This window comes from Tsukamurella asaccharolytica (assembly GCF_007858435.1).
Taxonomy (GTDB): domain Bacteria; phylum Actinomycetota; class Actinomycetes; order Mycobacteriales; family Mycobacteriaceae; genus Tsukamurella; species Tsukamurella asaccharolytica.
Genome location: NZ_VIGW01000002.1, coordinates 388,028 through 411,229 on the forward strand (window position 1 = coordinate 388,028; position 23,202 = coordinate 411,229).

At 69.6% G+C, this 23,202-nt stretch carries 19 protein-coding genes, 1 tRNA gene and 1 other RNA gene; 6 read left to right on the top strand and 15 right to left on the bottom strand.

Annotated elements, in window-relative coordinates; genetic code table 11:
* Positions 1-29 precede the first annotated feature (29 nt).
* The 3 genes from FK529_RS05160 to FK529_RS05170 are packed head-to-tail and all read right to left on the bottom strand — an operon-like array spanning position 30 to position 1,554.
* Positions 30-578, bottom strand: coding sequence for a uridine kinase family protein (locus FK529_RS05160; protein ID WP_146559948.1), 549 nt, complete (start codon positions 576-578; stop codon positions 30-32).
* A gap of 3 nt (positions 579-581) precedes the next feature.
* Entirely contained in the window at positions 582-1,235 is a 654-nt protein-coding gene (gene recR / locus FK529_RS05165; RefSeq protein WP_068742415.1) for a recombination mediator RecR, read from the bottom strand.
* A 10-nt stretch (positions 1,236-1,245) separates the two neighbouring features.
* Positions 1,246-1,554, bottom strand: a complete 309-nt coding sequence (locus FK529_RS05170) for a YbaB/EbfC family nucleoid-associated protein (RefSeq protein WP_146559949.1) — start codon at positions 1,552-1,554, stop codon at positions 1,246-1,248.
* Positions 1,555-1,647: 93 nt separating this feature from the next.
* Here FK529_RS05170 and FK529_RS05175 point away from each other — a divergent pair, with 93 nt between their 5' ends.
* A complete protein-coding gene (locus FK529_RS05175; protein WP_146559950.1) occupies positions 1,648-2,472 on the top strand; it encodes an Rv3717 family N-acetylmuramoyl-L-alanine amidase in 825 nt (274 codons plus the stop codon).
* Between the two features lie 24 nt (positions 2,473-2,496).
* Here FK529_RS05175 and FK529_RS05180 read toward each other — a convergent pair whose 3' ends face one another.
* Together FK529_RS05180 and FK529_RS05185 are read right to left on the bottom strand one after the other, a co-directional pair.
* Entirely contained in the window at positions 2,497-3,429 is a 933-nt protein-coding gene (locus FK529_RS05180) for a pseudouridine synthase (protein ID WP_205124365.1), read from the bottom strand.
* 43 nt (positions 3,430-3,472) lie between these two features.
* Positions 3,473-3,922 (bottom strand): SRPBCC family protein, encoded by a 450-nt coding sequence (locus FK529_RS05185; protein WP_146559952.1) that lies wholly within the window; start codon positions 3,920-3,922, stop codon positions 3,473-3,475.
* Positions 3,923-4,057: 135 nt separating this feature from the next.
* Here FK529_RS05185 and FK529_RS05190 point away from each other — a divergent pair, with 135 nt between their 5' ends.
* Both FK529_RS05190 and FK529_RS05195 read left to right on the top strand, forming a co-directional pair.
* On the top strand, positions 4,058-5,509 hold the full coding sequence (locus tag FK529_RS05190; protein ID WP_146559953.1) for an FAD-binding oxidoreductase: 1,452 nt from the start codon (positions 4,058-4,060) through the stop codon (positions 5,507-5,509).
* 1 nt (position 5,510) lies between these two features.
* Entirely contained in the window at positions 5,511-6,812 is a 1,302-nt protein-coding gene (locus FK529_RS05195; protein WP_146559954.1) for a class I SAM-dependent methyltransferase, read from the top strand.
* A 30-nt stretch (positions 6,813-6,842) separates the two neighbouring features.
* Here the strand turns inward: FK529_RS05195 and FK529_RS05200 are convergent, their stop codons facing one another.
* The 6 genes from FK529_RS05200 to ffs form a co-directional block, all read right to left on the bottom strand.
* Positions 6,843-8,948 carry a DNA polymerase III subunit gamma and tau gene (locus tag FK529_RS05200; RefSeq protein ID WP_146559955.1) on the bottom strand — a complete coding sequence of 702 codons (2,106 nt, stop codon included), beginning with the start codon at positions 8,946-8,948 and terminating at the stop codon, positions 6,843-6,845.
* 221 nt (positions 8,949-9,169) lie between these two features.
* Entirely contained in the window at positions 9,170-10,657 is a 1,488-nt protein-coding gene (phoA, locus tag FK529_RS05205) for an alkaline phosphatase (protein ID WP_146559956.1), read from the bottom strand.
* A 59-nt stretch (positions 10,658-10,716) separates the two neighbouring features.
* On the bottom strand, positions 10,717-11,946 hold the full coding sequence (locus tag FK529_RS05210; protein WP_146559957.1) for a threonine/serine exporter family protein: 1,230 nt from the start codon (positions 11,944-11,946) through the stop codon (positions 10,717-10,719).
* Complete coding sequence (locus FK529_RS05215; RefSeq protein WP_146559958.1) at positions 11,936-13,240, bottom strand: glycosyltransferase 87 family protein; 1,305 nt, start codon at positions 13,238-13,240, stop codon at positions 11,936-11,938. The genes FK529_RS05210 and FK529_RS05215 overlap by 11 nt, the downstream gene beginning before the upstream one ends.
* 28 nt (positions 13,241-13,268) lie before the next feature.
* The gene (locus FK529_RS05220; protein WP_146559959.1) at positions 13,269-14,555 is read right to left on the bottom strand and encodes an aspartate aminotransferase type Ic; all 1,287 of its coding nucleotides are present in this window, start codon (positions 14,553-14,555) and stop codon (positions 13,269-13,271) included.
* A 35-nt stretch (positions 14,556-14,590) separates the two neighbouring features.
* Positions 14,591-14,685: signal recognition particle sRNA small type (gene ffs / locus FK529_RS05225), an RNA gene on the bottom strand.
* A gap of 62 nt (positions 14,686-14,747) precedes the next feature.
* Here ffs and FK529_RS05230 point away from each other — a divergent pair.
* A tRNA-Ser gene (locus tag FK529_RS05230) sits at positions 14,748-14,833 on the top strand.
* A 65-nt stretch (positions 14,834-14,898) separates the two neighbouring features.
* Here FK529_RS05230 and FK529_RS05235 read toward each other — a convergent pair.
* Positions 14,899-15,339: an SRPBCC family protein gene (locus FK529_RS05235; RefSeq protein ID WP_231702949.1), complete on the bottom strand. Its 441-nt coding sequence runs from the start codon at positions 15,337-15,339 to the stop codon at positions 14,899-14,901.
* Between the two features lie 111 nt (positions 15,340-15,450).
* Between FK529_RS05235 and FK529_RS05240 the strand changes: the two genes are divergently transcribed.
* Positions 15,451-16,977 carry a PE-PPE domain-containing protein gene (locus tag FK529_RS05240; RefSeq protein WP_146559961.1) on the top strand — a complete coding sequence of 509 codons (1,527 nt, stop codon included), beginning with the start codon at positions 15,451-15,453 and terminating at the stop codon, positions 16,975-16,977.
* A 391-nt stretch (positions 16,978-17,368) separates the two neighbouring features.
* On the opposite strand, the gene FK529_RS05250 is transcribed toward FK529_RS05240, so the two are convergent.
* The 3 genes from FK529_RS05250 to FK529_RS05260 form a co-directional block, all read right to left on the bottom strand.
* A complete protein-coding gene (locus FK529_RS05250) occupies positions 17,369-18,892 on the bottom strand; it encodes an esterase-like activity of phytase family protein (protein WP_146559962.1) in 1,524 nt (507 codons plus the stop codon).
* Positions 18,893-18,993: 101 nt separating this feature from the next.
* Entirely contained in the window at positions 18,994-20,610 is a 1,617-nt protein-coding gene (locus tag FK529_RS05255) for a thiamine pyrophosphate-binding protein (protein WP_231702925.1), read from the bottom strand.
* Between the two features lie 73 nt (positions 20,611-20,683).
* Positions 20,684-21,997, bottom strand: coding sequence for an MFS transporter (locus FK529_RS05260; protein WP_146559964.1), 1,314 nt, complete (start codon positions 21,995-21,997; stop codon positions 20,684-20,686).
* A 218-nt stretch (positions 21,998-22,215) separates the two neighbouring features.
* On the opposite strand from FK529_RS05260, the gene FK529_RS05265 reads away from it, so the two are divergent.
* Positions 22,216-23,154, top strand: coding sequence for an Lrp/AsnC family transcriptional regulator (locus tag FK529_RS05265; protein ID WP_146559965.1), 939 nt, complete (start codon positions 22,216-22,218; stop codon positions 23,152-23,154).
* The last annotated feature ends 48 nt before the right edge of the window (positions 23,155-23,202 follow it).

A 23,202-nucleotide genomic window follows, 5' to 3' on the forward strand; every position in this document is an offset into this window, starting at 1 on the left:
CGACGGTGCCAGAGGCCGCCGACAGGTTTTCACGCCCCGACGGTGCGCGGCTCGACGGCGACGCAGCGCTCGCGCGTACCGTCGACCGCGAACCAGCCGCGCTCGAACTCCTGCCAGCGCATGAGCTCGGCCCGCGATTCCTCGCCGTCGCGTGCGACGGCCCACTCGAGCCGCTGCGCCGCGGTGCCGCCGTCCAGCCAGAGGCCCAGAGACAGACGGTCAGCGAAGGAACGACGAGCGCTGGAGACGCCCTCGATGACGATGAGCGAGGCGTGCGGCACCCGCATTTCCTCCCCTGGCGTCGGTACGCCGTCTCGCCACACCATGGGGCGGTAAAAGGCGTCGCGGCCGCGCACCAACGGATCGATCACCTCGTCGACGAGCTGCGGCCACCACGACACCGGGTCGTCCCAGGTGGCGTAGTGATCCGTGCTGATGAGGGCGACGCGGGCACCGCCGGCCCGGAGGTCGCCGACGAGGCGCCGCGCGTACGTGGACTTGCCGACCCCGGACGGCCCGTCGATCGCGACGATGCCCTCGGGGCCGCCCAGCCGGGCCAGCAGCGCGGAGGCCTCCATGCCTCACCCGCCCGCGGGCGGGAACTCCTCGAGCACGCGCGGCGGCTCGGACAGGGAGCGGCGACCGCTCATGGCGCGGCCGAGGGTCAGCTCGTCGGCGAACTCGAGCTCGGCGCCCATCGGCAGGCCCGCAGCGGGCCGCGTGACAGTGAGACCGGGGAAGTCCTTGAGCATCCGCACGAGGAAGGCCGCGGTGGCCTCGCCCTCGGTGTTCGGATCGGTCGCGATGATCACCTCGTCGACGTCGACCCCGTCGACCGACGTGCCGAGGCGGACGAGCAACTCACGGATCCGCAACTTGTCGGGGCCGACCGATTTGATCGGGTTCAAAGCACCGCCGAGCACGTGATAGAGGCCGCGGTATTCGCGGGTGCGCTCGACGGCCTGGACGTCCTTGGCCTCCTCGACCACGCAGATCTTCGAGGCGTCGCGGCGCGGATCGGAGCAGATCCGGCACCGGGTCTCGGCGGAGACGTTGCCGCACACCTCGCAGTAGCGCACATCGTTGCGCACGCGAGTGAGCGCATTCGTGAGCCGATCGATGTCGGTGGGCTGCACTCCCAGGAGATGGAACGCGATGCGCTGGGCGCCGCGCGGTCCCACTCCCGGGAGCTTCGCCAACTCGTCGATCAGCTCCTGTACGGGTCCTTCGTACACCTGCCGACCGTCAGAAGGGCAGGCCGCCGGCGAGCGGGCCCATCTTTTGCTGCGCGACGGCGGCGGTGTTCTCCGCCAGGTTCGCCAGGGCGCCCAAGACCAGGTCCTGCAGGGTCTCGACGTCCTCCGGATCGACCACCTTGGGGTCGATGGTCACGGACTTCACCTGTCCGTCACCGGTGCCGGTGACCGTGACGAGCCCGCCGCCGGCCTGGCCCTCGACGGTCGTCACCGCGAGCTCCTGCTGGGCCGTCATGAGCTGCTGCTGCATCGCGCCGACCTGAGCCATCAGGTCTTCCATCGAGCCTCCGGGCTGCATACTTCTCTCCCTACGCCGGTCGGGTGACCCGCTATGTCCGATTTGTGTTACTTGTGTTACCGCTGTGCAGACTGAGGCGGTACAGTGCGATCCGTGACGAACCGCCGTTCCGCCCTCGTGGTCGCGACCGTACTCCCCGCCCTGGTCCTCTCCGGCTGCACCATCGGTGACGCCGGACCGCAGCGGAACGCGGCCGCATCTCCCAGCCTATCGCCCGCCGGGCCCGCCCTCGTGAACAACGCGGCGCCGCTCGCCGCCGGCGCGCTGAGCGGGAAGAAGATCTTCGTCGATCCCGGCCACAACGGCGCGAACGACGCCTCGATCAACAAGCAGGTCCCCACCGGCCGCGGCGGCACCAAGCCGTGCCAGACCACAGGGACGACCAGCGTGAACGGGGTTCCGGAGCACACCTTCAACTACGCCGTGGCGTACAAGCTGTACCAGGCGCTCACCGCCGCCGGTGCGCAGGTGATGCTCTCCCGCAAGGACGACACGTCGGTCGCGTCCTGCATCGACGCCCGCGCGGCGGCCGCGAACTCGTGGGGCGCCGACGCCGCCGTCAGCATCCACGCCGACGGCTCTGCCCCGGGCAATCGAGGGTTTCACGTGAATCTCTCCTCGCCGCCGCTCAACCCCACGCAGCAGACCGCGAGCCCCGCGTACGCCGCGAAAATGCGTGACGCGCTCGTGGCGGGAGGCTTCACCCCGGCCGCCTACATCGGTTCGGGCGGGCTCTACCCGCGCTCGGACCTCGCCGGGCTCAACCTCGCGACCGTGCCGTCGGTGCTCGTCGAGGCGGGCAACCTCCGGGACGCGACCGAGGCGAAGGTGCTCGAGTCGGCCGACGGCCAACAGCGACTCGCCGACGCCATTGCCGCCGGGCTCGCCGCGTACCTGGGCTCTCCCGCGACGCGGTAGTCGTGAATTCGGCAGTATCCGGGGCTACGAAGCCGAATCCGGCCTCCTGGAGCTCTCAGCCGCCGATTTCACGACCGTCAGATCACGCGAGCTCACGTATTCGCGCTCGGTGCCGTCCACCGGATCGGTGAAGGCGAGCGTGCGCGCCAGCAGGCGCAGCGGGTCGGAGAAGTCGCCGTCCACGACCTCGCGCGGCTCCGGGTACAGCGGGTCCCCCAGGATCGGCACGCCCAAGCCGGCCATGTGCAGCCGGAGCTGGTGAGTCTTGCCCGTCTCCGGGCGTAGCCCGTACCTCCCGACGGTGCCGCCCCGGCCGTCCGGGACCTCGGCCAGCTGGTCCACGCGCGAGCGCGCGTTCACGGGACCGTCAACCTCGTAGGCGCGCATGATGCCGGGCGTCTTCTCGATGCGTGACTCCACGGTCGCGGGCAACTCCAGCCCGGCGCGCAGCGGCGCGAGCGCCACGTACTCCTTGCGTGCCCGCCCGGTGGCGAAGAGCTGCTGGTAGGCGCCGCGTACCGCCGGGTCGCGGGTGAACAGCAGCACGCCGGCGGTGAGCCGGTCGAGCCGATGCGCGGGCGAGAGCAGCGGCTCGTCGAGCTCGCGGCGCAGCCGCACCAGGGCGCTCTGGACGACGCGCGCCCCGCGCGGCATCGTCGCGAGGAAGTGCGGCTTGTCCACTACCACGATCCGCTCGTCCTGGTACAGGACCGGCATCGCGAAGGGAACGTCGATCTCATCCGGCAGTTCGCGGTACATCCACACCGCTTGCCGAGCGGTCACGGTCGTCGACGGGGCCAGGCGGGCTCCGTCGGAGCTCAGAACGGCTCCAGCCGCGCTCTCCCGCGCCACGTACTCCGCGGTGCCCGGGAACCGGGCCTCGAGGACGTCGCCGAGCGTGCGCCCGGCCTCCTCCTCGGCGATGACGAGCCGCGTCGGGTCGACCCCGTCGCGCAGCGGCAACGGCGCGACGGGGCTTCCGCGGTGCCGTCGGGGGCGCCTAGCCGTTGGACTCGACCTGCACCTTGAGGTTGGTGAGCAGCTCGTCGTAGATGCGGCCGAGGCCCTTGGGCGCGAAGATCTTCTCGAAGAAGCCCCCGATGCCGCCGGCGCCCTGCCACGTGGTGGTGATCGTGGCCGTGGTCGCGTCGCCGGCGCTATCCGCGGCGACGGCACGGTACGTCGTGACCATCGAGCTGTTCGCGTCGGTCTCGGTCACGGTCGCGCCGTCGACGGTGACGGTGGCGCGCACGTCGCGCGAGCGCTTCTCGGTGGCCTGCAGGATCCACTCCGCGACGGTGCCCGAGCCCTGACCGCCCTCGACGACGCGGTACTCGCGGTAGTTCGGGGGCAGGATCTCGGCACGTCGTGTGTAGTCCGCGATGACGGCGAGGACCTTCTCCGGCGTGGCGGCGATGGTGATGGACTTAGTGGCGGTTACCTGGGCCAATGTACTTCGACTCTCTGAGTATCGGCGTCCCCGACCAGGTCGGCGACATGGATGTCGGCACCGCCGACGGGTTCGATGCCAGCCTAACCAATCGGTAACGTCCCGCGCGCGCCGCGCCCGAGAGGTATAGCGTCGATGCTCGTGAGTGCTCGCAATGCAACGTCGGCACGGCCCCCCTCGCCGATCCCGATCGCGGGCGAAGCCGCGTATCAAGCCGGCCTCGAGCGGCTGCGGGAGAGCTATCAGGCCATCCCACTCAACGCGCGGGTCCGCCTGGCCAAGAAGACCTCCAACCTATTCCGCGCCCGCGCGGCCACCGATGCCCCCGGGCTCGACGTCTCGGGCCTGGCTTCGGTCATCTCCCTCGACCCCGGGGCCCGGACCGCGGACGTGGGCGGCATGTGCACCTACGAGGACCTGGTCGCGGCGACGCTGCCCTTCGGCCTCGCTCCGACGGTCGTGCCACAGCTCAAGACCATCACCCTCGGTGGTGCCGTCAGCGGCATGGGCATCGAATCCAGTTCCTTCCGGGCCGGCCTCCCACACGAGGCCGTGTTGTCGATGGACATCCTCACCGGCAGCGGCGAGGTGGTGACCGCCTCCCCCGAAGGGCCGGACGCGGAGTTGTTCTTCGGCTTCCCCAACTCGTATGGCACGCTGGGCTATTCGACGCGGCTGACCGTAGAGCTGGAGCCCGTCGCGAGGTACGTTGAGCTGCGGCACGTGCGCTTCCACACGCTCGACGACCTGCAGGAGGCGATGGCGGGCATCGTCGACGCGCGGGAGTACGAGGGCGAGCCCGTCGACTATCTCGACGGGGTGGTCTTCTCCGCCCGGGAGTCTTATCTCGTCCTCGGTCGCACGACCGACGAGCCGGGGCCGCTCAGCGACTACACCGGCCGCGAGATCTACTACCGGTCGATCCAGCACGACGGCGGAGTGAAGCGCGACCGGCTCACCACGCACGACTACCTGTGGCGGTGGGACACGGACTGGTTCTGGTGCTCGCGCGCCTTCGGCGCGCAGAATCCGAAGGTGCGGCGCGTGTGGCCGAAACACCTGCTGCGCAGCAGCTTCTACTGGAAGCTCGTGGCGCTGGACCGCCGCTGGGACATCGGCGATCGGCTTGCCGCACGCAAGGGCGAGCCGCCCGGCGAGCGCGTGGTGCAGGACATCGAGGTGCACATCGACACGATCGTCGACTTCCTGGAATGGTTCCTGGACGAGATCCCCATCGAGCCGATCTGGCTGTGCCCTTTGCGGTTGCGCGATCCGCTCCCCGTCGGCGCCGATCCGGAACGGCCGTGGCCCCTGTACCCGTTGAAACCCCGCGAGACCTACGTGAACGTCGGTTTCTGGTCCGCGGTCCCGAAGCAACCCGGCCAGATCGAGGGTCGGGCGAACCGCCTCATCGAGGAGAAGGTCTCGGAGTTGGGTGGACACAAGTCCCTGTACTCCGAGGCCTTCTACGAGCGCGCCGAATTCGACGAGCTCTACGGCGGAGACCATCTGGAGAAGTACAAGTCCCGCTACGACCCGGGCGATCGCCTGCTGGGGCTGTACGACAAGACTGTCAGGAGGCAGTGAATTGACGCGATCCACTGAGCATCTCCCCAAGCTCAGCCTCGCCGAGATCATCGAGAAGGTGGCGGGCGGCAGGCTCGCCATCCGGGTGCAGGCCTACGACGGCTCGTCGGCCGGACCGGACGACGCGCCCTACGGTCTCGACCTGCTCACCCCGCGCGGAACGACCTATCTCGCAACAGCGCCCGGCGACATGGGACTCGCCCGCGCCTACATCTCGGGAGACCTCGAGCTGACCGGTGCCCACCCGGGGGACCCGTACGAGGCACTGCGCGCCCTCTCGGATGACCTGCAGTTCACCAAGCCGGGGCCCCGGCTGATCGCCCAGATCGCCCGCTCGGTGGGCGCCGAGCACATGATCCCGATCGCCCCGCCCCCGCAAGAAGCGGTGCCGCGTTGGCGCCGGATCGCGGAGGGAATGCGGCACAGCAGGACCCGCGACGCCGACGCGATCCACCACCACTACGACGTCTCCAACCGGTTCTACGAGCTGGTGCTCGGGCCGTCGATGACGTACACCTGCGCGTGCTATCCCAGCACCGACGCAACGCTGGAGGAGGCGCAGGAGAACAAGTACCGCCTCGTCTTCGAGAAGCTGCGACTGGCACCCGGAGACCGGCTGCTCGACGTGGGTTGCGGCTGGGGCGGGATGGTGCGCTACGCGGCCCGCCGCGGCGTGCACGCCATCGGCGCGACGCTCTCCAAGGAGCAGGCCGAGTGGGCGCAGGCCGCGATCGAGGCGGAGGGTCTGGGCGAGTTCGCGGAGGTCCGCTACAGCGACTACCGCGACGTGCCCGAAGGCGACTTCGACGCGATCAGCTCGATCGGCCTCACCGAGCACATCGGCGTGCACAACTACCCGTCGTACTTCACCTCGCTGCGCGAGAAGCTGAACACCGGCGGCCTGCTGCTCAATCACACGATCACGCGGCACGACAACAAGGTTTCGGGCAAGGGCGGCCAGTTCATCGACCGGTACGTCTTCCCCGACGGGGAGCTCACCGGCTCCGGTCGTGTGATCGCCGCGATACAGGACATCGGCGGCATGGAGGTGCGGCACGAGGAGAACCTGCGCGAGCACTACGCGCTGACCCTCGCCGAATGGTGCAGGAACCTGGTCGACAACTGGGACGAGGCGGTAGCCGAAGTGGGCCTGGGCACCGCCCGGGTGTGGGGCCTGTACATGGCAGGATCGCGGCTCGGTTTCGAGCGCAACGTGGTCCAGTTGCACCAGGTGCTGGCCGTGAAGCTGGACGAGAAGGGCGGAGCGGGCGACCTGCCGCTGCGTCCGTGGTGGGACGCATAGCCGCACAACGCGACCCGGCGCTCGTCCCGATCAGATCGGGCGGGCGCCGAGTTCGTTCTTGAGTAGTTCCAGCGCGACTTCTTCGGGATCGCGCCGCGGCGCGCTGGTGCCGCCGGACACGGCGTCCTCGCGGTGCGCCGCGTCCATCATCTCCTCCTCGGAGACCTCGACCGGTGCCGGCTCGGGGTCCGGCTCGGGCGGGAGGGGGATGTCGTCGTGGTGCGCGGGTGCGCGGTTCTCCCGGCCCGCCGGACGGGGATCGGGTCGCTGATCGCCTGCGCGGCTGCGGCGCTCGAACGTGGGCGGCGCCTTTCGCGGCTCGCCCGTCGAGCGCTGCTGCACCGGAGCGGTGGCGGTGCCCTGCGTGCGGGCGCCGCTACCGTCGCCGACCTCGACGTTCCACTGCGTGCCGAAGACCTCGCGGACCGCTTCCCGCAGGTTGCCGACGTGCTGCTGATCGCTGAACCTGCTGAGGAGCGCGGGGATCGGCAATCCGAGGTGCAGCACGTCGCCGGCGAGGCCGAGCACCTGCACGTTCGGCATCAGCGCGAAGGTCACCGTGCTCCGGTCCTTGACGGCGCGAAGCACCTTCGGCCAGGCCGTGCGGACCTCCTCCACCGAGGGCCCGGGCGCTGCCTGCGCCGCCGGCGCCGGTGCGGGGGGCGGGGATTCGACGGGTTCCGGGTCCGGCGCGGGACGATGCAGGACCGGCTCGGATTCGACGGTGCGCGCGGGCTCGGCCGGAGGGGACTCCGCCGCCGGACCCGGCTCCGCGGGCGGAGTGACCGGGGCTGCAGCGGCGGCGGGCGGCGACGACGGCGCGGGCGGCGTCACCGGGGCGGATGCCTCGGCAGCCGGGGTCGGCTCTGCCGCGGCCTCGACCGGGCGCCGGCTGGGTCGGACGAAACGGGACGGCGGACCGTCGGACGACGGGGCGTCACCAGCGGCCGGAGCGGGGGCAGTGGCGGACGTGGCGGACGTGCCTGCGGGGCGGCTCTCGAGTGCCTCTATGCGCTGGAGCAAGGCGGCCTGCGAGTCGTCGGCGGCGGGGAGGAGCATCCGCGCGCACATCACCTCGAGGAGCAGACGCGGCGACGTGGCGCCCCGCATCTCCGCGAGCGAGGCGTGCGTGACCTCGGCGCAGCGGGTGAGGGTGGCGAGGCCGAGCTCGGCCGCCTCGCCGCACATGCTCTCGCGAACGTCCTGCGGCACGTCGATCAGTCCGCGGTCGGCGGCGTCCGGGACGGTGTGCAGGAGGATGAGGTCGCGGAAGCGTTCGAGCAGGTCGGTGGCGAACCGTCGAGGGTCGTGCCCGGCCTCCATCACCTTCTCGACGGCACCGAAGAGGCCCGCACCGTCGGCGGTGGCCAGCGCGTCGACCGCGGCGTCGATCAGCGCGGTGTCGGTGACGCCCAGCAGGCCGAGGGCCCGCTGGTAGGTGACGCCCTCCGGGCCGGAGCCGGCCAGCAACTGGTCCATGATCGAGAGCGAGTCTCGCGGCGAGCCGCCGCCCGCGCGGATGACCAGGGGGTACACCTGCGGCTCGACCGCGACCTGCTCGGCGCTCGTGATCCTCTCCAGCAGCGGCCGCATGACGTTCGGCGCGAGCAGCCGGAACGGGTAGTGATGCGTGCGGGACCGGATGGTGGTGAGCACCTTCTCCGGCTCTGTGGTGGCGAAGATGAAGATGAGGTGCTCCGGCGGCTCCTCGACGATCTTCAGTAGGGCGTTGAAGCCCTGCGGGGTGACCATGTGCGCCTCGTCGACGATGAAGACGCGGTAGCGCGATTCGGCCGGTGCGTAGAAGGCACGATCGCGCAGCTCGCGCGCGTCGTCCACGCCGCCGTGGCTGGCAGCGTCCATCTCCGTGACGTCGAGGTTGCCCGGGCCGCCGGGAGCGAGCGCGACGCACGAGTTGCAGACGCCGCACGGCGTACTGGTGGGGCCCTGCTCGCAGTTGAGCGATCGGGCCAGGATGCGGGCCGACGAGGTCTTGCCGCAGCCGCGCGGACCGGAGAACAGGTACGCATGGTTCACGCGACCCGAATCGAGTGCCATGCTCAGCGGCTCAGTGACGTGTTCCTGCCCGACGACCTCGGCGAACGTCGCTGGACGGTACTTGCGGTAGAGAGCCACGGTGTCAGGCTACCGGCACCGTCCGACAGCGGCGCAGCTCGCTCCGACACCGTCGGCGCGCAGGGGAACCGCACCGTCGGATGCTGCGGGAGGGGCGAACGCCGCGAGCCGCGGCTCCCGGGTTTCCGGGGGCCGCGGCTCGCGAACGGGGCTACTGCTTGTTGCGTGCTTGTTGCGGTCCAGGCCGAGGACGTCGTGATGTCCGAACGGCCCGCACGCCGCTACTGCTTGTTGCGGTCCAGGCCGAGGACGTCCGTGATGTAGAAGAACGGATCGGTCTGGTCGGTCACGCCCAGGACGTTGGCGCCGCCGGGGCCGTAGGCCGCGATGCGGACCTGGCCGCCGGTGTGCTGCTCCTCGCCCGGCTCGAGCGACGTGCCGTAGTTGACGGTCAGCAGGCCGCCGTCCTTGGTGTTCAGCGTGCGGGTCAGACCGGGGGTGTCGGAACCGACCTCGATGATCTGGCTGGTGTGCGCGTGATCGCCGGTGACGATGACCAGGGTGTCCTTGTCGTTCTTGGCGAACTCGAGCGCGGCGGTCACCGCGTCCGACAGCTGGACGGTCTCGCCGATCTGGCCGCAGGGGTCGGCGTCGTGGTTCGCCTTGTCGACGGAGCCCGACTCGACCTGGAGGAAGAAGCCCTCGTTGCCCTTGAGCAGGTCGATTGCCTTCTTGGTCAGCGTGCCCAGCTTGGGCGTGGCGCCGAACTCGGGGTTGTCCGAGCACGTGACGGCCGGCTCCTTGCCGCCGCCCTTGGTAGCGGTGGCCTTGCCCCACAGGCGGGGCAGGTTGCCGTCGGCGAAGACGCCGAGCAGCGGCTTGTCCTGGTTCGCCTGCGTGATCCCGTCGAGCTCGGAGCCCGACCGGACGATCTGGTAGCCGCGCTCCTTGGCCTGCACCTCGAGGGTCTTGCCGTTGTACTCGCCGGCGTCGGCGGTCTCCTGGAAGGTCTTCCAGCCGCCGCCGAGGGTGACGTCGGCGCGGGCCGCGAGCAGCTGCTCGGTGATCGAGCCGAGGCCGCCGTTGCTGAGCGCGTCCGGGGCGCACAACGTCTTGGTCGCGACGGGGCCGTAGCACTTGCGCTGCGCGACGTGCGCGACCTGCACGGCCGGGGTGGCGTCCTGCAGTTCGGTCGTGGTCACGTTGCCGGTCTTGCGGCCGTTGGCCTTGGCGATCTGGAGGATCGAGCGCTGGGGCTTGCCGTTGACGTCCACGCCGACGCCGCCGTTGTAGGTCTTGGTGCCGGTCGCCCACGCGGTGCCGGAGGCCGCGGAGTCGGTCGTGTAGTCCGGCTTCTTCGTGGTCTTGTCGAGCGCGTAGGTGGTGTAGTCGCCCGACAGGGGCAGCTGGTCGATACCGGGGATCTGCGCACCGGCACCCCACTGGTAGTCCCGCGCGAGGGTGAGCTCCTGGTTGGCGGTGCCGTCACCGATCACCAGGATCACGTTCTTGGCCTTCGAGCGCTGGATCGAATCGGCGATCGCCTGCGTCTGGTCACCCGAGAGGCGCTTGGCGCCTCCGTGCGTCGTGATGTCGCCGGCCGCCTGGCGGTTGATCTCCACCTTCGAGGCGGTGTCGCCCGAGTTTCCGGGACCGCTGTCGTTGCTGCCGTTGCTCCCATTGCTGCCGCAGGCCGCGACTACGCCGAGCACCGCCACTGCGCTGACGGCGAACGCCGTCCGAGCTTTCCTACTACCGAGATTCGTCATTGCTGCAGCGAAACATGCGCGAATGAACATAAGTCGCTGGGTGGGTAAACACTTCCCCCTCAGGTGTGTTTGCGCCGCTCGAAGCGTCCGGTCATCGCCTGGGCCAGGGCGGAGCCGAAGAGCAATCCGAGGGCGAGTGCGCAGATGACCGCGGCCACGTCGACGACGGTGCGCACACCCTGTTCGGGATCGATACCCACCGACGTGACGGAGAGCAGGCCGAGACTACCGGGCACGAGCACCCAGAACGCGGGCAGGAACACGACGAGTCGCGGCAGCCGCGGCCGCACCGACGCCACGAGCGACGCGCCCAGGCTGCCCGCGATCGCCCCGAGGAAGCCACCGAGAACGGCACCGGAGATGTGCTGGCCCGCGAGCTGCGCGCCGAAAGCCGCGGCCACGACGAGACCGATCGCCGGGAGCAGCCGCATCGACGCTCCCTCGTTCAGGCAAACGCCGACGCAGATCAGCGCCAGACCGACCGGCGGACCCCACCAGCCGAGCTGATTGACCCGTTCGTTGACGAGCAGGTCGGGCGCGACGCCGAGCACGGACGTCGCGCTGAGGATGCCGAGCGAGAACAGGAGGAGCTGCACTGTCCCGAAGGTCAGCCGGGAACTGCCCGCGACCATCGCCCCCGCGGCGAGCTCCGACATGCCGGTGACCATCAGGGCGCCGGGTAGCAGGACCGCGAGCGGCGCGAGCAGTGTGCGCAGCGGACCGTCGAGCCACCCGGCCTGGGCGGCGGCGAAGACTCCCGTGCCGACGGTGAAGGCGGCGATCGTGGGAAGCAGCGTGGCGGCGAACCGCACCCGCCCCGCGAGCTTCACGAGCAGCATCACGACGATGCCGCCGATCGCCGCAGCCGCGATGTTGGGCCACCCGGGCTGCAACAGCATCGCGATGCCCACGGCGATCACCGGCCACGAGGCGTCCTGCACCCACTGCGGGTAGCGGTGCGGCAGCGAGCGCAGGGTGCCGAGGCGGGCGAAGGCCTCGTCGACCGAGAGAGTCCGCGCGACGAGGCCCCGCCGGACGTCCGCGACGACGGCCGACTGGTCGAGTCGCAGCGGCCCGTCGACGGACTCGAAAGTGGCTGCGGCGCCAGGCTCGAGCCCCAGCGTGAGCCCGGTGGGCGTGGCCCCGATCTGGGCGAGCGGATGTCCCATGGCCGTGGCCACGCTCGTGAGCTCGTCCTCGACCTCGTGCACGGGTTGGCCGCCCGCGATCATCGCGGCGCCGAGATAGGCGAGCAGTCGGCGGTCTTCGGCGATCCGGTCAGGCTGCACGGCCGACCGACTCCGCGTTCGCCGGCACGGACCCGTCCGTGCTCCGCAGGTACCAGGCCGAGCCGATGAGGGTGGCCGCGAAGATCCACACGTAGGCGCCGCCGGCGAGGGCCTTGAGGAGTGGATTCTCCAGCGGCCGCAGGAAGATCCCGACGGCGTAGGTGGCGTGGACGTCCTCGACGCCGGTCGGCTGCAGCGTCGGGAAGTAGGTGATCCAGATAAACGTCACCGCGACGAGGGCGGCGGCCGCGATCAGCGCGAGCGCCCGGCGCCGCGGGTCGTCGGTCAGCAGCGCCAGGCTGAGGAGAAGGACCAGCAGCGGAACGATCCACACCCAGTGGTGTCCCCACGAGAAGGGCGAGACGGCGCAGGCCGTGAGCCCCACGACGGTGATGGCGAGCAGGACCACGCCGCGCCGGTACGCCCACGCCGCCACCGCGAGGCCCGCGAGCGCGGCGGGCACGGCGACCGCGAGCCAGACGACCGTCGACGGCTTCTCCGCGTTGGTCAGGTACGCGATCAGGCCGTTGATGGACTGGTTGCCGACCTGGTTCGGCTCGCCCACACGGTTCGCGTCGAGGAATGTCCCCGACCAGTACTGCCACGACTCCTGCGGGATCACCAGGAAGCCGATCACCACGGTGCCGGCCAGGGTCGCCACGGCGGTGCGGGCCGCGCGCCACTGCCGGGTGACCACGAGGTAGGCCAGGAAGAACAACGGGGTGAGTTTGATGCCCGCTGCGATGCCGATGCTGAAGCCCTTGAACCGCGCCCCGGCGGGCCGCCCGAGGTCCCACAGCAGGAGCAGCATGAGGAAGACGTTGATCTGACCGAACCAGAGGGTGGTGCGGACCGGCTCGAGGACCGTGGCGACCAGTGTCAGGCAGATCGCCGCGAACCAGACCCGACCGTCGCGGACGAAGCCGACGAGCCGGAAGGCGATGAGGATGCACGCCAGCAGCGCCAGCATCACCGCGCTCAACCACACCCACCGCACCATGTCGGTGGACATCCAACTCAGCGGCACGAACAGGACGCCGGCGAACGGGGTGTAGGTGAAGGGCAGGATGTCGTTGAGTAGCGGACCGTCGTACAGCCCGCCGCCACCGCGCGCGACGATCGCGCCGCCCTGGCGGTAGACCTCGGCGTCGATCTGATTGTGGAACAGACCGAACATCGGTGTGGAGAACGGGATCCGCACGAACTGCTGCCACACCGCGACTCCCGCGGACACCGCGAAGAGGACCAGCACCCACCACTGCCGGGGGAACCGCCGGCTGTTCTCGTCCGCCACCGGCGCGATCCTCCTGCTCAGGCGCGCCCTACTCGGGCTGCGACATCAGCTTTTCAGCAGAAGCCAAGAGTACACAGGTCGCCACGCCGTCCATTGCGGCCTCGAGGTCGGAGATCGACGGGAACGACGGCGCGAGCCGGATGTTCCGGTCGTGCGGGTCCACCCCGTACGGGAAGGTGGCGCCGGCGGCGGTCAGGGCGATGCCCGCCTCCTTCGCCAGGTCGACGGTCCGCGCGGCCGTCCCGTCGAGCACGTCGAGGCTGATGAAGTAGCCTCCCGTCGGCTCGCTCCAGGACGCGACCTTCGCCGCGCCGAGCCGGTCCTCGAGGATCTCCAGCACCCGCGCGAACTTGGGCGCGAGGAGGTCGCGATGCTTGCGCATGTGCGCCCGCACGCCCTCGGCGTCGCCGAAGAACCGGACGTGCCGCAGCTGGTTGACCTTGTCGGGCCCGATCGAGCTCAGGCCGGTGTACTGGCCGTACCAGGCGAGATTCTCGGCGGACGCCCCGAAGAAGCTCACGCCGCCGCCCGCGAACGTGATCTTCGAGGTGCTGGCGAGCACGTAGGGCCGGTTCGGATGCCCGGCCTCGGCGGCCAGGCCCAGAATGTCGGGGTCCGACGGTGCTTCGCCCACCAGGGGGTGCACGGCATACGCGTTGTCCCAGAAGATGCGGAAGTCCGGTGCTGCGGTCGGCATCGAGACCAGTTCGCGGGAGACGTCCTCTGAGTACACCGCTCCCGTGGGGTTGGCGAACTTCGGGACGGTCCAGATGCCCTTGATCGCGGGATCGCTCGCGACGAGCTTCTTGACGACCGCCATATCGGGGCCGTCCGGGTTCAGCGGCACCACGATCATCTCGATGCCGAACTCGGCGGTGATGGCGAAATGCCGGTCGTACCCGGGCGCGGGGCAGAGGAACTTCACCGACTCCTCGGCGCCCCAGGGGCGCTCGCCGTCGACGGTGCCGTGGATCCACGCCAGGGTGATCAGACGGTGCATGACCTCGAGGCTGGAGTTGTTCTGCGCATACAGGTTCGCGACCGGGATGCCCAGCAGCTCGCCGAAAATGGCGCGCAGCTCGGGCAGTCCGGGGAGGCCGCCGTAATTGCGGGTGTCCGTGCCGTCCGCGGCGCGGTAGTCGCCCTCCCCCGGCAGCACGAGCAGCCCGTTCGAGAGGTCCAACTGGTCGGGCGCCGGCTTGCCGCGGGTGAGGTCCAGCTTCAGCCCCCGCGCCTTCAGCGTCTCGAACTGCTCCGTCAGTTTCGCGTGGACGTCGGCGAGTTCGGATCGACTCAGGGACACGTACGTGGACATCGGGTGCGCCTCCGACGGAAATTCGGGCCCGGACATAAAGGGGACTCCGCGCACCCGCCAGAGCCCGTTGACCCTTGCTGCGTTCCCGCCCTGGGGGAGTTCACAGGATGGACGCCGCGCGGAGTCCGTCCTCGACTATACGTGGTCGTCCTGGTTTGGGTCGACAGGGGCGTCTCGTCTACGATGGTCGACGGAGGATTCGCCTAGTGGCCTATGGCGCTCGCCTGGAACGCGGGTTGGGTTAATAGCCCTCAGGGGTTCAAATCCCCTATCCTCCGCCGCGGAACGGCCCGTGACCAGCACTGTTGGTCGCGGGCCGGTCCTCTATCCAGGGGCGCGACTGTCAGCCTTCGAGCGCGATCACGGCGGTGGCGAGCTTCGGGAGCAGCGAGTTGCGGTAACCGCGCTCGACGGCGTTGCGGGCGAACCTCTGCTGCCGATCGTCCGGATCGAAGCCCGACATCGTCATGACGACCCGCGTGCCCTTCCCCTCCGGCACTAGCCGCCAATCCACGATCCACCGCACAGGCCGGACGGCCCGGAGATCGGTGTAGCTGTGCGTGAAACGCTCGCCGGCAACGGCGGAGAGCACCTCGCAGGACACCTCACCCGGCGGATCCGACGGGATTTCGAGAATGAATGTGGCGCCCTCGTGGGGCCCGAGCCCGACGGAACGCATCAGCCACCGCTCCACGATCTCGGGCTCGGTGAGGGCCCGCCACACGGCGGCGGGCGCGCAGGGAACGAAGCGATCGAGCTCGACGATCGACGGGTCGCGCTCCATCTCGAACACGCGACCAGTACACCACGGGTCGCACTGATTGAGCTCGCAAAGCGAAACGGGAAGAGTCGTGCGAAACTGGGCGCATCCCGAAACCCGAGAGGTTGCTCTGTCATGCGCGAAACCGCCCGCAAGCTTGGATACGTCCTGGTCGCACTGTTCGGTGCGATCGCCCTCACGTTCACCTCCGCAATCGCATGGGCGGCCACGACGGTGCTGGTCGTCCCCGGAACGGGAACGAAGGATCCGTCGACCGTGCCGGGTTACCAGGAGAACGTCGTCGGCTACTACGTGCAGCCGACCGGCGCGTGCGGCGCCACCGACTGCGTCGCGAAGCCCGTCCCCTACATCGCCGAGTTCTGGCCGATCCCGCTCCCCGGATGGGGCGGGCTCGAAGGAGCGAAGTGGGACGACTCCGTGGCGAGCGGCGTCGCGAGCCTGAACGAGCAGTACGCCGCCGCCGACAAGGACTCCCCGATCGTGATCTTCGGGTACTCCCAGGGCGGCACCGTGGTCACCGATGTGAAGAAGCAGCTGTCCGAGAACGGCGGCGTCCCCGACAACGTCTCGTTCGTGCTCATCGGCAACGCGAGCCGTCCCAACGGCGGTCTGTTCACCCGGCCGTCCTTCCTCGGGCACATCCCGATCCTCGACGTGACCTTCGGCCCCGGCACCCCGACGAACACGGGAACCCCGACCCGGCCGATCAACACCACCGACGTGGGCTTTCAGTACGACGGCGTGACCGACTTCCCGAAGTACCCCGTCAACCTGCTGGCGACTGTCAACGCACTCGCCGGGTTCTCCTACGTGCACGGGAAGATGCTGGCGCCCAAGGGCTCCGACGAGCCGTCGGCGACGCCGATCGGGTACACGCCGGACGAGGTCCGCGCGGCCGTCGAGGCGGCCACCGCGAACTGCTCCGCGGAAACCTACTGCCAGGTGAGCGGTGACACCCGTTTCGTCACGCTGCCGGCGAAGATCCTGCCGCTCATGCTGCCGCTCCTGGACCTCGGGACGGCCACCGGCACGACTGGATTCGTCGTCCCCCTGGTCGATCTCGTCTCGCCGGTGGCACGCGTGCTCATCGAGACCGGGTACGACCGCCGCGACTACGGCGCCGCCAACCCCTTCGGCCTGTTCCCCGTGATCGATCCGCTGCGCCTCGGCGTGGACCTGATCGGCGCCGCCGTGCAGGGCGTTGAACAGGCCTCGACCGGCACGGGCGACGCCTCGAAGTTCCTGGCGCCCAAGCCCACCGCGCCCGCGACGACCGACGCCGACGCCGACCGCACCGGAACCACGGAGCCGAAGGTCACCGAGCCGTCGAACCCGCAGACGACGCAGGAGCAGGCGCCCGTGCTGCAGCTCGTCAAGACGGCGGAGCCGAAGGCCAAGTCGGAGTCCGATCCGGCCCCGATCACCGCGCCGACCGGCGCCGTCGAGACGACCGGCACGGCGGCGACCGGCACGGCGACGACCGGCACGGCGGCGGAGAAGACGACCGAGAAGACGGCGGAAGCCTCAGCCCCCGCTCCGAGCGCGACGGAGAAGGCCACGGCACCGACGGCCACCGAGCAGAAGCCCGAGACGGCCGAGCCCGCCGCCGACGAGCCGGTGGTCGCGACCGCCGCCGCCTGAGCGCTACCCGCCGGAGAAGAACGCGGCGGTGCGACCGCCCTGCGCGGCAGCCTGTTCCGCGGGGACGCCGGCGATGAGGGCGGCCGTGTGGCCGGGGTGCCGAAGAACGCCTCCGCGTCCTCGGGACGGTCCTGCCCGGTGACGACACCGTGCCGGCGTTCCCCTCGACGTGGAACCGGCAGCCGAGCTCGAGCTCGCCGTGGACCGGGGCGAACCAGCGCGGCAGGCGCTCGGCGCTGGTGACGGCGTCCCAGAGATCGGCGACGTCGGTGTGGGATAGGTCTGGATGAGCGAGGCGGGGACAAAGACGTCACGAGTGCACGCACTTCAAATCTCGACTCACATAAGTCGAGGGTGAAACAGTTCCCGGGGGCGGCACGTCCTGGTCGTGCTATCCGACGGTGACGGTGATCGTCCGCTCGGCGGTGGGCTCGTTCAGCTTGGTGGTATCGACCTTGAGCACCTCGAGGCTGTCCTGCAGACCGTTGGCGAGGACCTTCGCCTTGAGCTGGTACGGAGTCTGCGGCCCCGCGATCCCGGCCAGGCCGAAGTCGCTGTCGTTGGCGATGAACAGGGTCTTTCCGCCGTCGGGTGACGAGAGGCCCTCCACCTTGTCGTGCCCGAAGAACTTGCCGGCGGGGTTGAGCTTGTCGACGAGTCCGCTGAGGTCGAGCGCCACCGTCTTGCGAACCGGGGTGATTCCGGCGCCCTTGAGTGCCGCCTCCGCCGCCACGGTGGTGCTCACGCCGGCGATCGTCTCTGGGTTCCGCTCGCCGAGCGGCGTCGCACCGTCGAGGCTGATCCGGTAGATCGTCTTGTTCGCCTTGGGAGCGAGCTTGCCATCGCGCTCGTCGACCAAGAACTCCGTGTCGGAGATCGCGGTGATCTCGGAGACGGCTTTCTTCGTGTCCTTCGGGTTGTCCAGCAGGTAGGCGTACTGCTGGACCGCCTTGGTGGCGAGATCGATCGCGACGATCCGGGTCACGGGCACCTCCTTCGCGTTGCCGCTCAGCCCGGGAACGTTCAACGCGGACTGAATGATTCCGACCAGGCGTTTGCCGTCCGGCGTCACCGTGAGGCCCTCCATGCCCTGATTGGGCGTGCGGCTGCGGAGCACCTCGGGCAGCCCCCTGCCGGGGAGGAGACGCTCGAGCTCCTGACCGTTGGCGTCGAAGTGGATGAGGAAGGGGCCGTACTCGTCCGAGACCCAGAAGGAGCCGTCGGGCAGGGCCACGAGGCCCTCGGAGTCGATGCCGTGGTCCGTGGGCGGGAGCGCCGCGCCGTCGAGGTCGAGCATCCTCTCGCCTGTGGGTGCCGCGGTGTCGTTGAGGCCGTTGAGCGGGCGGCCGTCGCGGCCCTTGAGGGTGATGACGCTCTGGAGAACCGCGGCGCCGTCCTCGAGCTTGAACCGGCCGATCTGCGGGGTGAAATCGGGCATGACCGCGACCTTTTCGTCCTTGCCCGGCCCGTCGACATTGGGACCGCGGTCCGTGAGGCCGTAGAACTCGCCGGGTGCGCCCGGGACCGGCGTCCACGACGAGCCGTATCCGCTGCCGTCGATCGAGACGCCGCCGATGGTGGCGAGCGGGGGGATGTTCGACGAGTACAACGCGACGGCGGGCGAGACGACGGCCGTGAGCTGCACCGAGCCGGTGAACCCGGCCTTGGGCTTGAAGACGAGTGCCCCGCCCTTCGCGGCCTCGATGGTGCCGTCGGCCGTGGGCTTGACGTCGACGACCGCGCCGCCCTGGGCGAGCCCGGCGAGCTGCGCGGCGGTAATGGTCAGCGGGGAGTTCGTGCCGGTCTTGAGGTCCAGCGTGGCTATCTCCTCACCCCCGCCGGAGGAGCAGGCGACGAGTGAGCCGCCGGCGAGGACGGCGACCAGGGCAACGGCGAGGCGGCGATTCGAGCGCATGCCCTGTGCTTACCAGACGCGGGTGAATGCCGCGCCACTCCAGGCGGGGCTTGGTTCGCCCGGCGTCCGCCTCGGATGTATCTCGGCTACCCGGGGCGGGACTACACGTCGAGCAGGTGCAAGAGATGGACGCCCCCGGACTCCACCGATGCCGCGATCGCGTCCCGCAGCTCATCCCGCGTCACCCGCCTGCCCCGTGCGCCGAACGCCTCCGCCAGCGCGGGCCAGTCGGGTTGGTGCAGTTCGACTCCGATGGGAGCGATCGCGCGGTCCACCTCGTTCTGCTTGATCTCGGCGTAGCCACCGTTGTCCACGCAGACGATCGTGAGGTCGACCCGTTGCTCCACCGCGGTGGCCAGCTCGTTGACGCTGAACATCAGCGCGCCGTCGCCGAGCACGGCTACCACGGGCCGGTCCGGTTCGGCGATCCGGGCGCCGATGGCCGCCGGCAGGCCGTAACCCAGTGTCGCGTAGGTCGGCATGTACAGAAATCTGCGGGGGGAGTCCTGCTTGAGAACGTTACTCAGACCGAGGTAGATGATCTGGGACGAATCCCCCGCCACGATCGCCCCGTCGGGGACGGCCGCCGCGATGTCTTCTGCGAGCGCGACCGTCGTCGGCGCCGCCGCCCGCGTCTCCTCCGCGATCGCACGCCGCAGGGGCTCCAGGTCCGGCGTGGGCCTATCACCAGCGGGAACTCCCTCGAGCAGCGCATCGAGTACCGCGGCACTGTCGCCGCGCAGGCCGACCGTGGCCGCCAGGTTCTTATCGAGCTGGTCCGCGGAGACGTCGATGCGGATCACGGCACCCCGGGGCTCTATCGCCGGCCACCAGAGTTCCGCCTCGCCCAGTTTGGAGCCCACGACCAGCAGCACGTCGGCGCCTTCGGCGAACTCCCGCGCGCTCGGCAGCCGCAGATTCGCCCCCAGCGACAGCGGGTGATGTTCGTCGAGTACTCCCTTGCCGTTCGTCGTGGTGAGGACGGGCGCGGAGAGCCGCTGAGCGAGATCGGCGACCTGGGCGGTTGCCCGGGTGGCACCACCGCCGACGATGATCACCGGCCGCTCGGCGCCACGGAGCAGCTGCACGGCGCGCGCGACGCCGGCGGGATCCGGTGCGCCGGCGCCGCCCGAGGGCCGGGCCCGACGGACCTCCGGGTCGACGCCCGCGGACTCCTCGAGCAAGTCGAGCGGGATTTCGATGTGTACCGGCCGGGGCCGGCTCGAACGGAACAGCTCGAAGGCGTCGTGGACGGCCTCGACCGCCGCCTCGGCGGTGACGACCCGGCGCGACCACTGCGCCACCGCATCGACCATGGCCGAGGCGTTCTTGGTCTCGTGCAGGGTGCCGACGTCGGCGAACTCCGCGCCGCGGGCGGTACCGGGGGAGATCACCAGCAGCGGCCGGGACTCGCAGAACGCCGTGCCGATCGCGCTCAGCGCGTTCTGCAGCCCGGGCCCCGACGTGGTGATGACGACGCCGGGCAAGCCCGTGCGCTGCGACCAGCCATCGGCGCCGTAGCCGGCGCCCTGCTCGTGTCGATTGGTCACCGCCCTGATGCCGAGATCGGCGAGCGGTCGATAGAGCTCGAGGTTGTGCGTACCGGGGATCCCGAAGATCGTGGTGACACCGTACGCGGCCACGCATTCCATGACGGCGCGCCCCGTGGTATCGGCGTACCGCTGCGCCGGATCCTCGACAGTCGGCTGGTCATCCATACCCGTCATGAGACACCATGCCGACGGCACCCGACGATCCAGGCCATCGTCTGTCCGTACCCGGCGAGCCTGTTCATACCGCGTTCCTGCCGGGAACCGCGTTGTCCTCCAGTCGATCCGGTTCGGTATCCACGTACTGCGGCGCGAAGTAGGTACACACCGTGGCGATGGCGGCCATCACCGCGAACATGGCGACCACCGACCAGATGGTGCCGGTCCAGCCGAGCAGCATCGTCGCGAACCAGGGAGAGAATCCGGCCCAGATCGCGGCGCCGATCCCGTAGGTCAGCCCCACCGAGGTGTAACGCGCTCCGGGCGGGAACAGTTGCGACATGATCGCGGCAAGCGGGGCATAGGTCGCGCTCAATGCCACGCGCACGAGTGACGCGAACAGGAAGACGAGGGGTTCGATGCGCCCCGGCAGTATCAGCAGGAACGGCACGAAGGTCAGGACGGAGGTGGCCAATCCGATGTACATGACGTTCTTGCGGCCCCATTTGTCGCCGAGCCAGGCGACCGGCAGGGTCACGAGCAACTCGACGAGGGATGCCACGGTCATGGCGTCAAGGATGAGCTGCTCGGACATCTCGATGGGCGCATTCGTCGCATAGGACGTGACGAAGGTGGTTGCCAGGTAATAGCCGCCGGTGGAGATCGGCAGGATTCCGATGCCCAGGAGGATGGCCAGGCGATTCGTCCGCAGCGCGGAGCGCAGGGGGAGACCGTGGTCCTTGCCCTGCACCTCGGCCTCGAACACTGGAGACTCCTCCACCCGACTCCGCACCCAGAACCCGACGGCGACCAGGACGATCGACAGCAGGAACGGGATCCGCCACCCGCCGTTGATGATGAAGTCGTCACCCATCCGCGTCATGAGAGCGAAGGTGCCCGAAGCGAGGAGCGCGCCGGCCGGGTTACCGAGCTGCGTGAAGCCGCCGTAAAAGGTCTTCGACTTCTCGGGGGCGTGTTCCACGCTGATCAATACGGCCCCGCCCCACTCACCGCCGACGGCGAGGCCTTGCATCGCGCGGAGGAAGATCAGCAGGACGGGCGCCCAGATACCGATCTGGGCGTGCGTGGGCAGTACGCCCACGAGGACCGTCGAAACTCCCATCAGCAGCAGGGTCCAGACGAGCGCACGGCGGCGGCCGAACCGATCGCCGATGTGGCCGAAGAGGATCGCGCCGAAGGGCCGCACGACGAAGGCGACGGCGAGGGACGCGAACGCCGCCGCCGTTTCGCCCAGGGCGTTGTCGCCTGGGAAGAAGAGCGGCCCGAAGACCAGCGCCGCCGCGGTGGCGTAGATGTAGAAGTCGTACCACTCGATCGTCGTGCCGACGAACGCGGCGAGACCCGCGCGGCGAGATCTGTTCGAACCGGATTGCATGGGGCACAGCTCCTCGCTGGGTGAAATATGCGCATGATCGTAAGTTCGACCAGGTGTGGCGGCAACCACACTTGGACTGCCGCCCCTGCTCCGATCCGCATGTTTGCGAGAACTGCTCCGCTAATATTTGGCTGATGACTCGACCGTGTGCGAATCGGCGCAATATTTGTCGTCCACTTCGAGCGAATCCAGCTATTCGGGTGAATATCGGGTGAACGATGGATATCGATGACGATCTCGTCCACGCCCTCCAGGAGGACGGGCGGGTCAGCGTGCAGGACCTGTCGCGCCGCCTCGGGGTGTCGCGGGCAACGGTGGCCACCCGGCTACAGACGATGTTCGACTCCGGCGCGGTCCGGGTGGTGGCCGCCGTCGACCCCGGCTTCCTCGGGCAGCACGTGCTCGCCCACCTGATGATCAGTGCCGCGGGCCCGGCCCGTCCCATCGCCGCCGCCCTCGCCGCGTACGAACAGGCGGTGCTGGTCTCGGCGGTCGGAGGCGCGCCGGACCTCATCGCCGAGGTCCGCTCGGGATCGCGCGCCGAGCTGCACGATCTGGTTCGCGCGATCCGTGCGATCCCCACCGTGACAGCGGTGGAGACGCACGTCTACTCCTCGGTCATCAAGGGCTTGTTGGTGTCGGGCCACCAGGGCGAGACCACGATCGACGACATCGACGTGGCGCTCATCGAGCAGCTTCAGCGCGACGGCCGCACCTCCTTCCGCGCGCTGGGCGACGCCGTGCGGCTGTCCCCCTCGTCGGTGGCGGTGCGGGTGCGGCGCTTGATCGACAACAGAGTCATCCGCATCAGCACGGTCGAGACGCGCACCGTCACGCAGCGACAACTCCCGCTCGGCATCGGCATCGTGCTGCGCGGCGACGACGACACGGTGGTCGAATACCTCACCCAGCGCCGCGGTGTCGACTTCGCCGCGCGCGTGATCGGACGATTCGATGTGCTCGCGACGCTCCTGGAGCGCAGTAGCGAAGCGCTCCTGCAGATCATGGAGGACCTGCGAGCGATGGCCGGGGTCGGCCACGTCGAGGCGTGGGTGCATCTCTCGGTCCAGAAGGAGGACTACTCGCGCACCATCACGGAGCCGGCGCTCCGCACCATCCGCGCTCTCCGAAACCCGACGAACTCTCCTTACGCATGACGGTCTCGATACCGCCTAGTCTCGGAGCAGAGTGCGGCCGCCACTGGT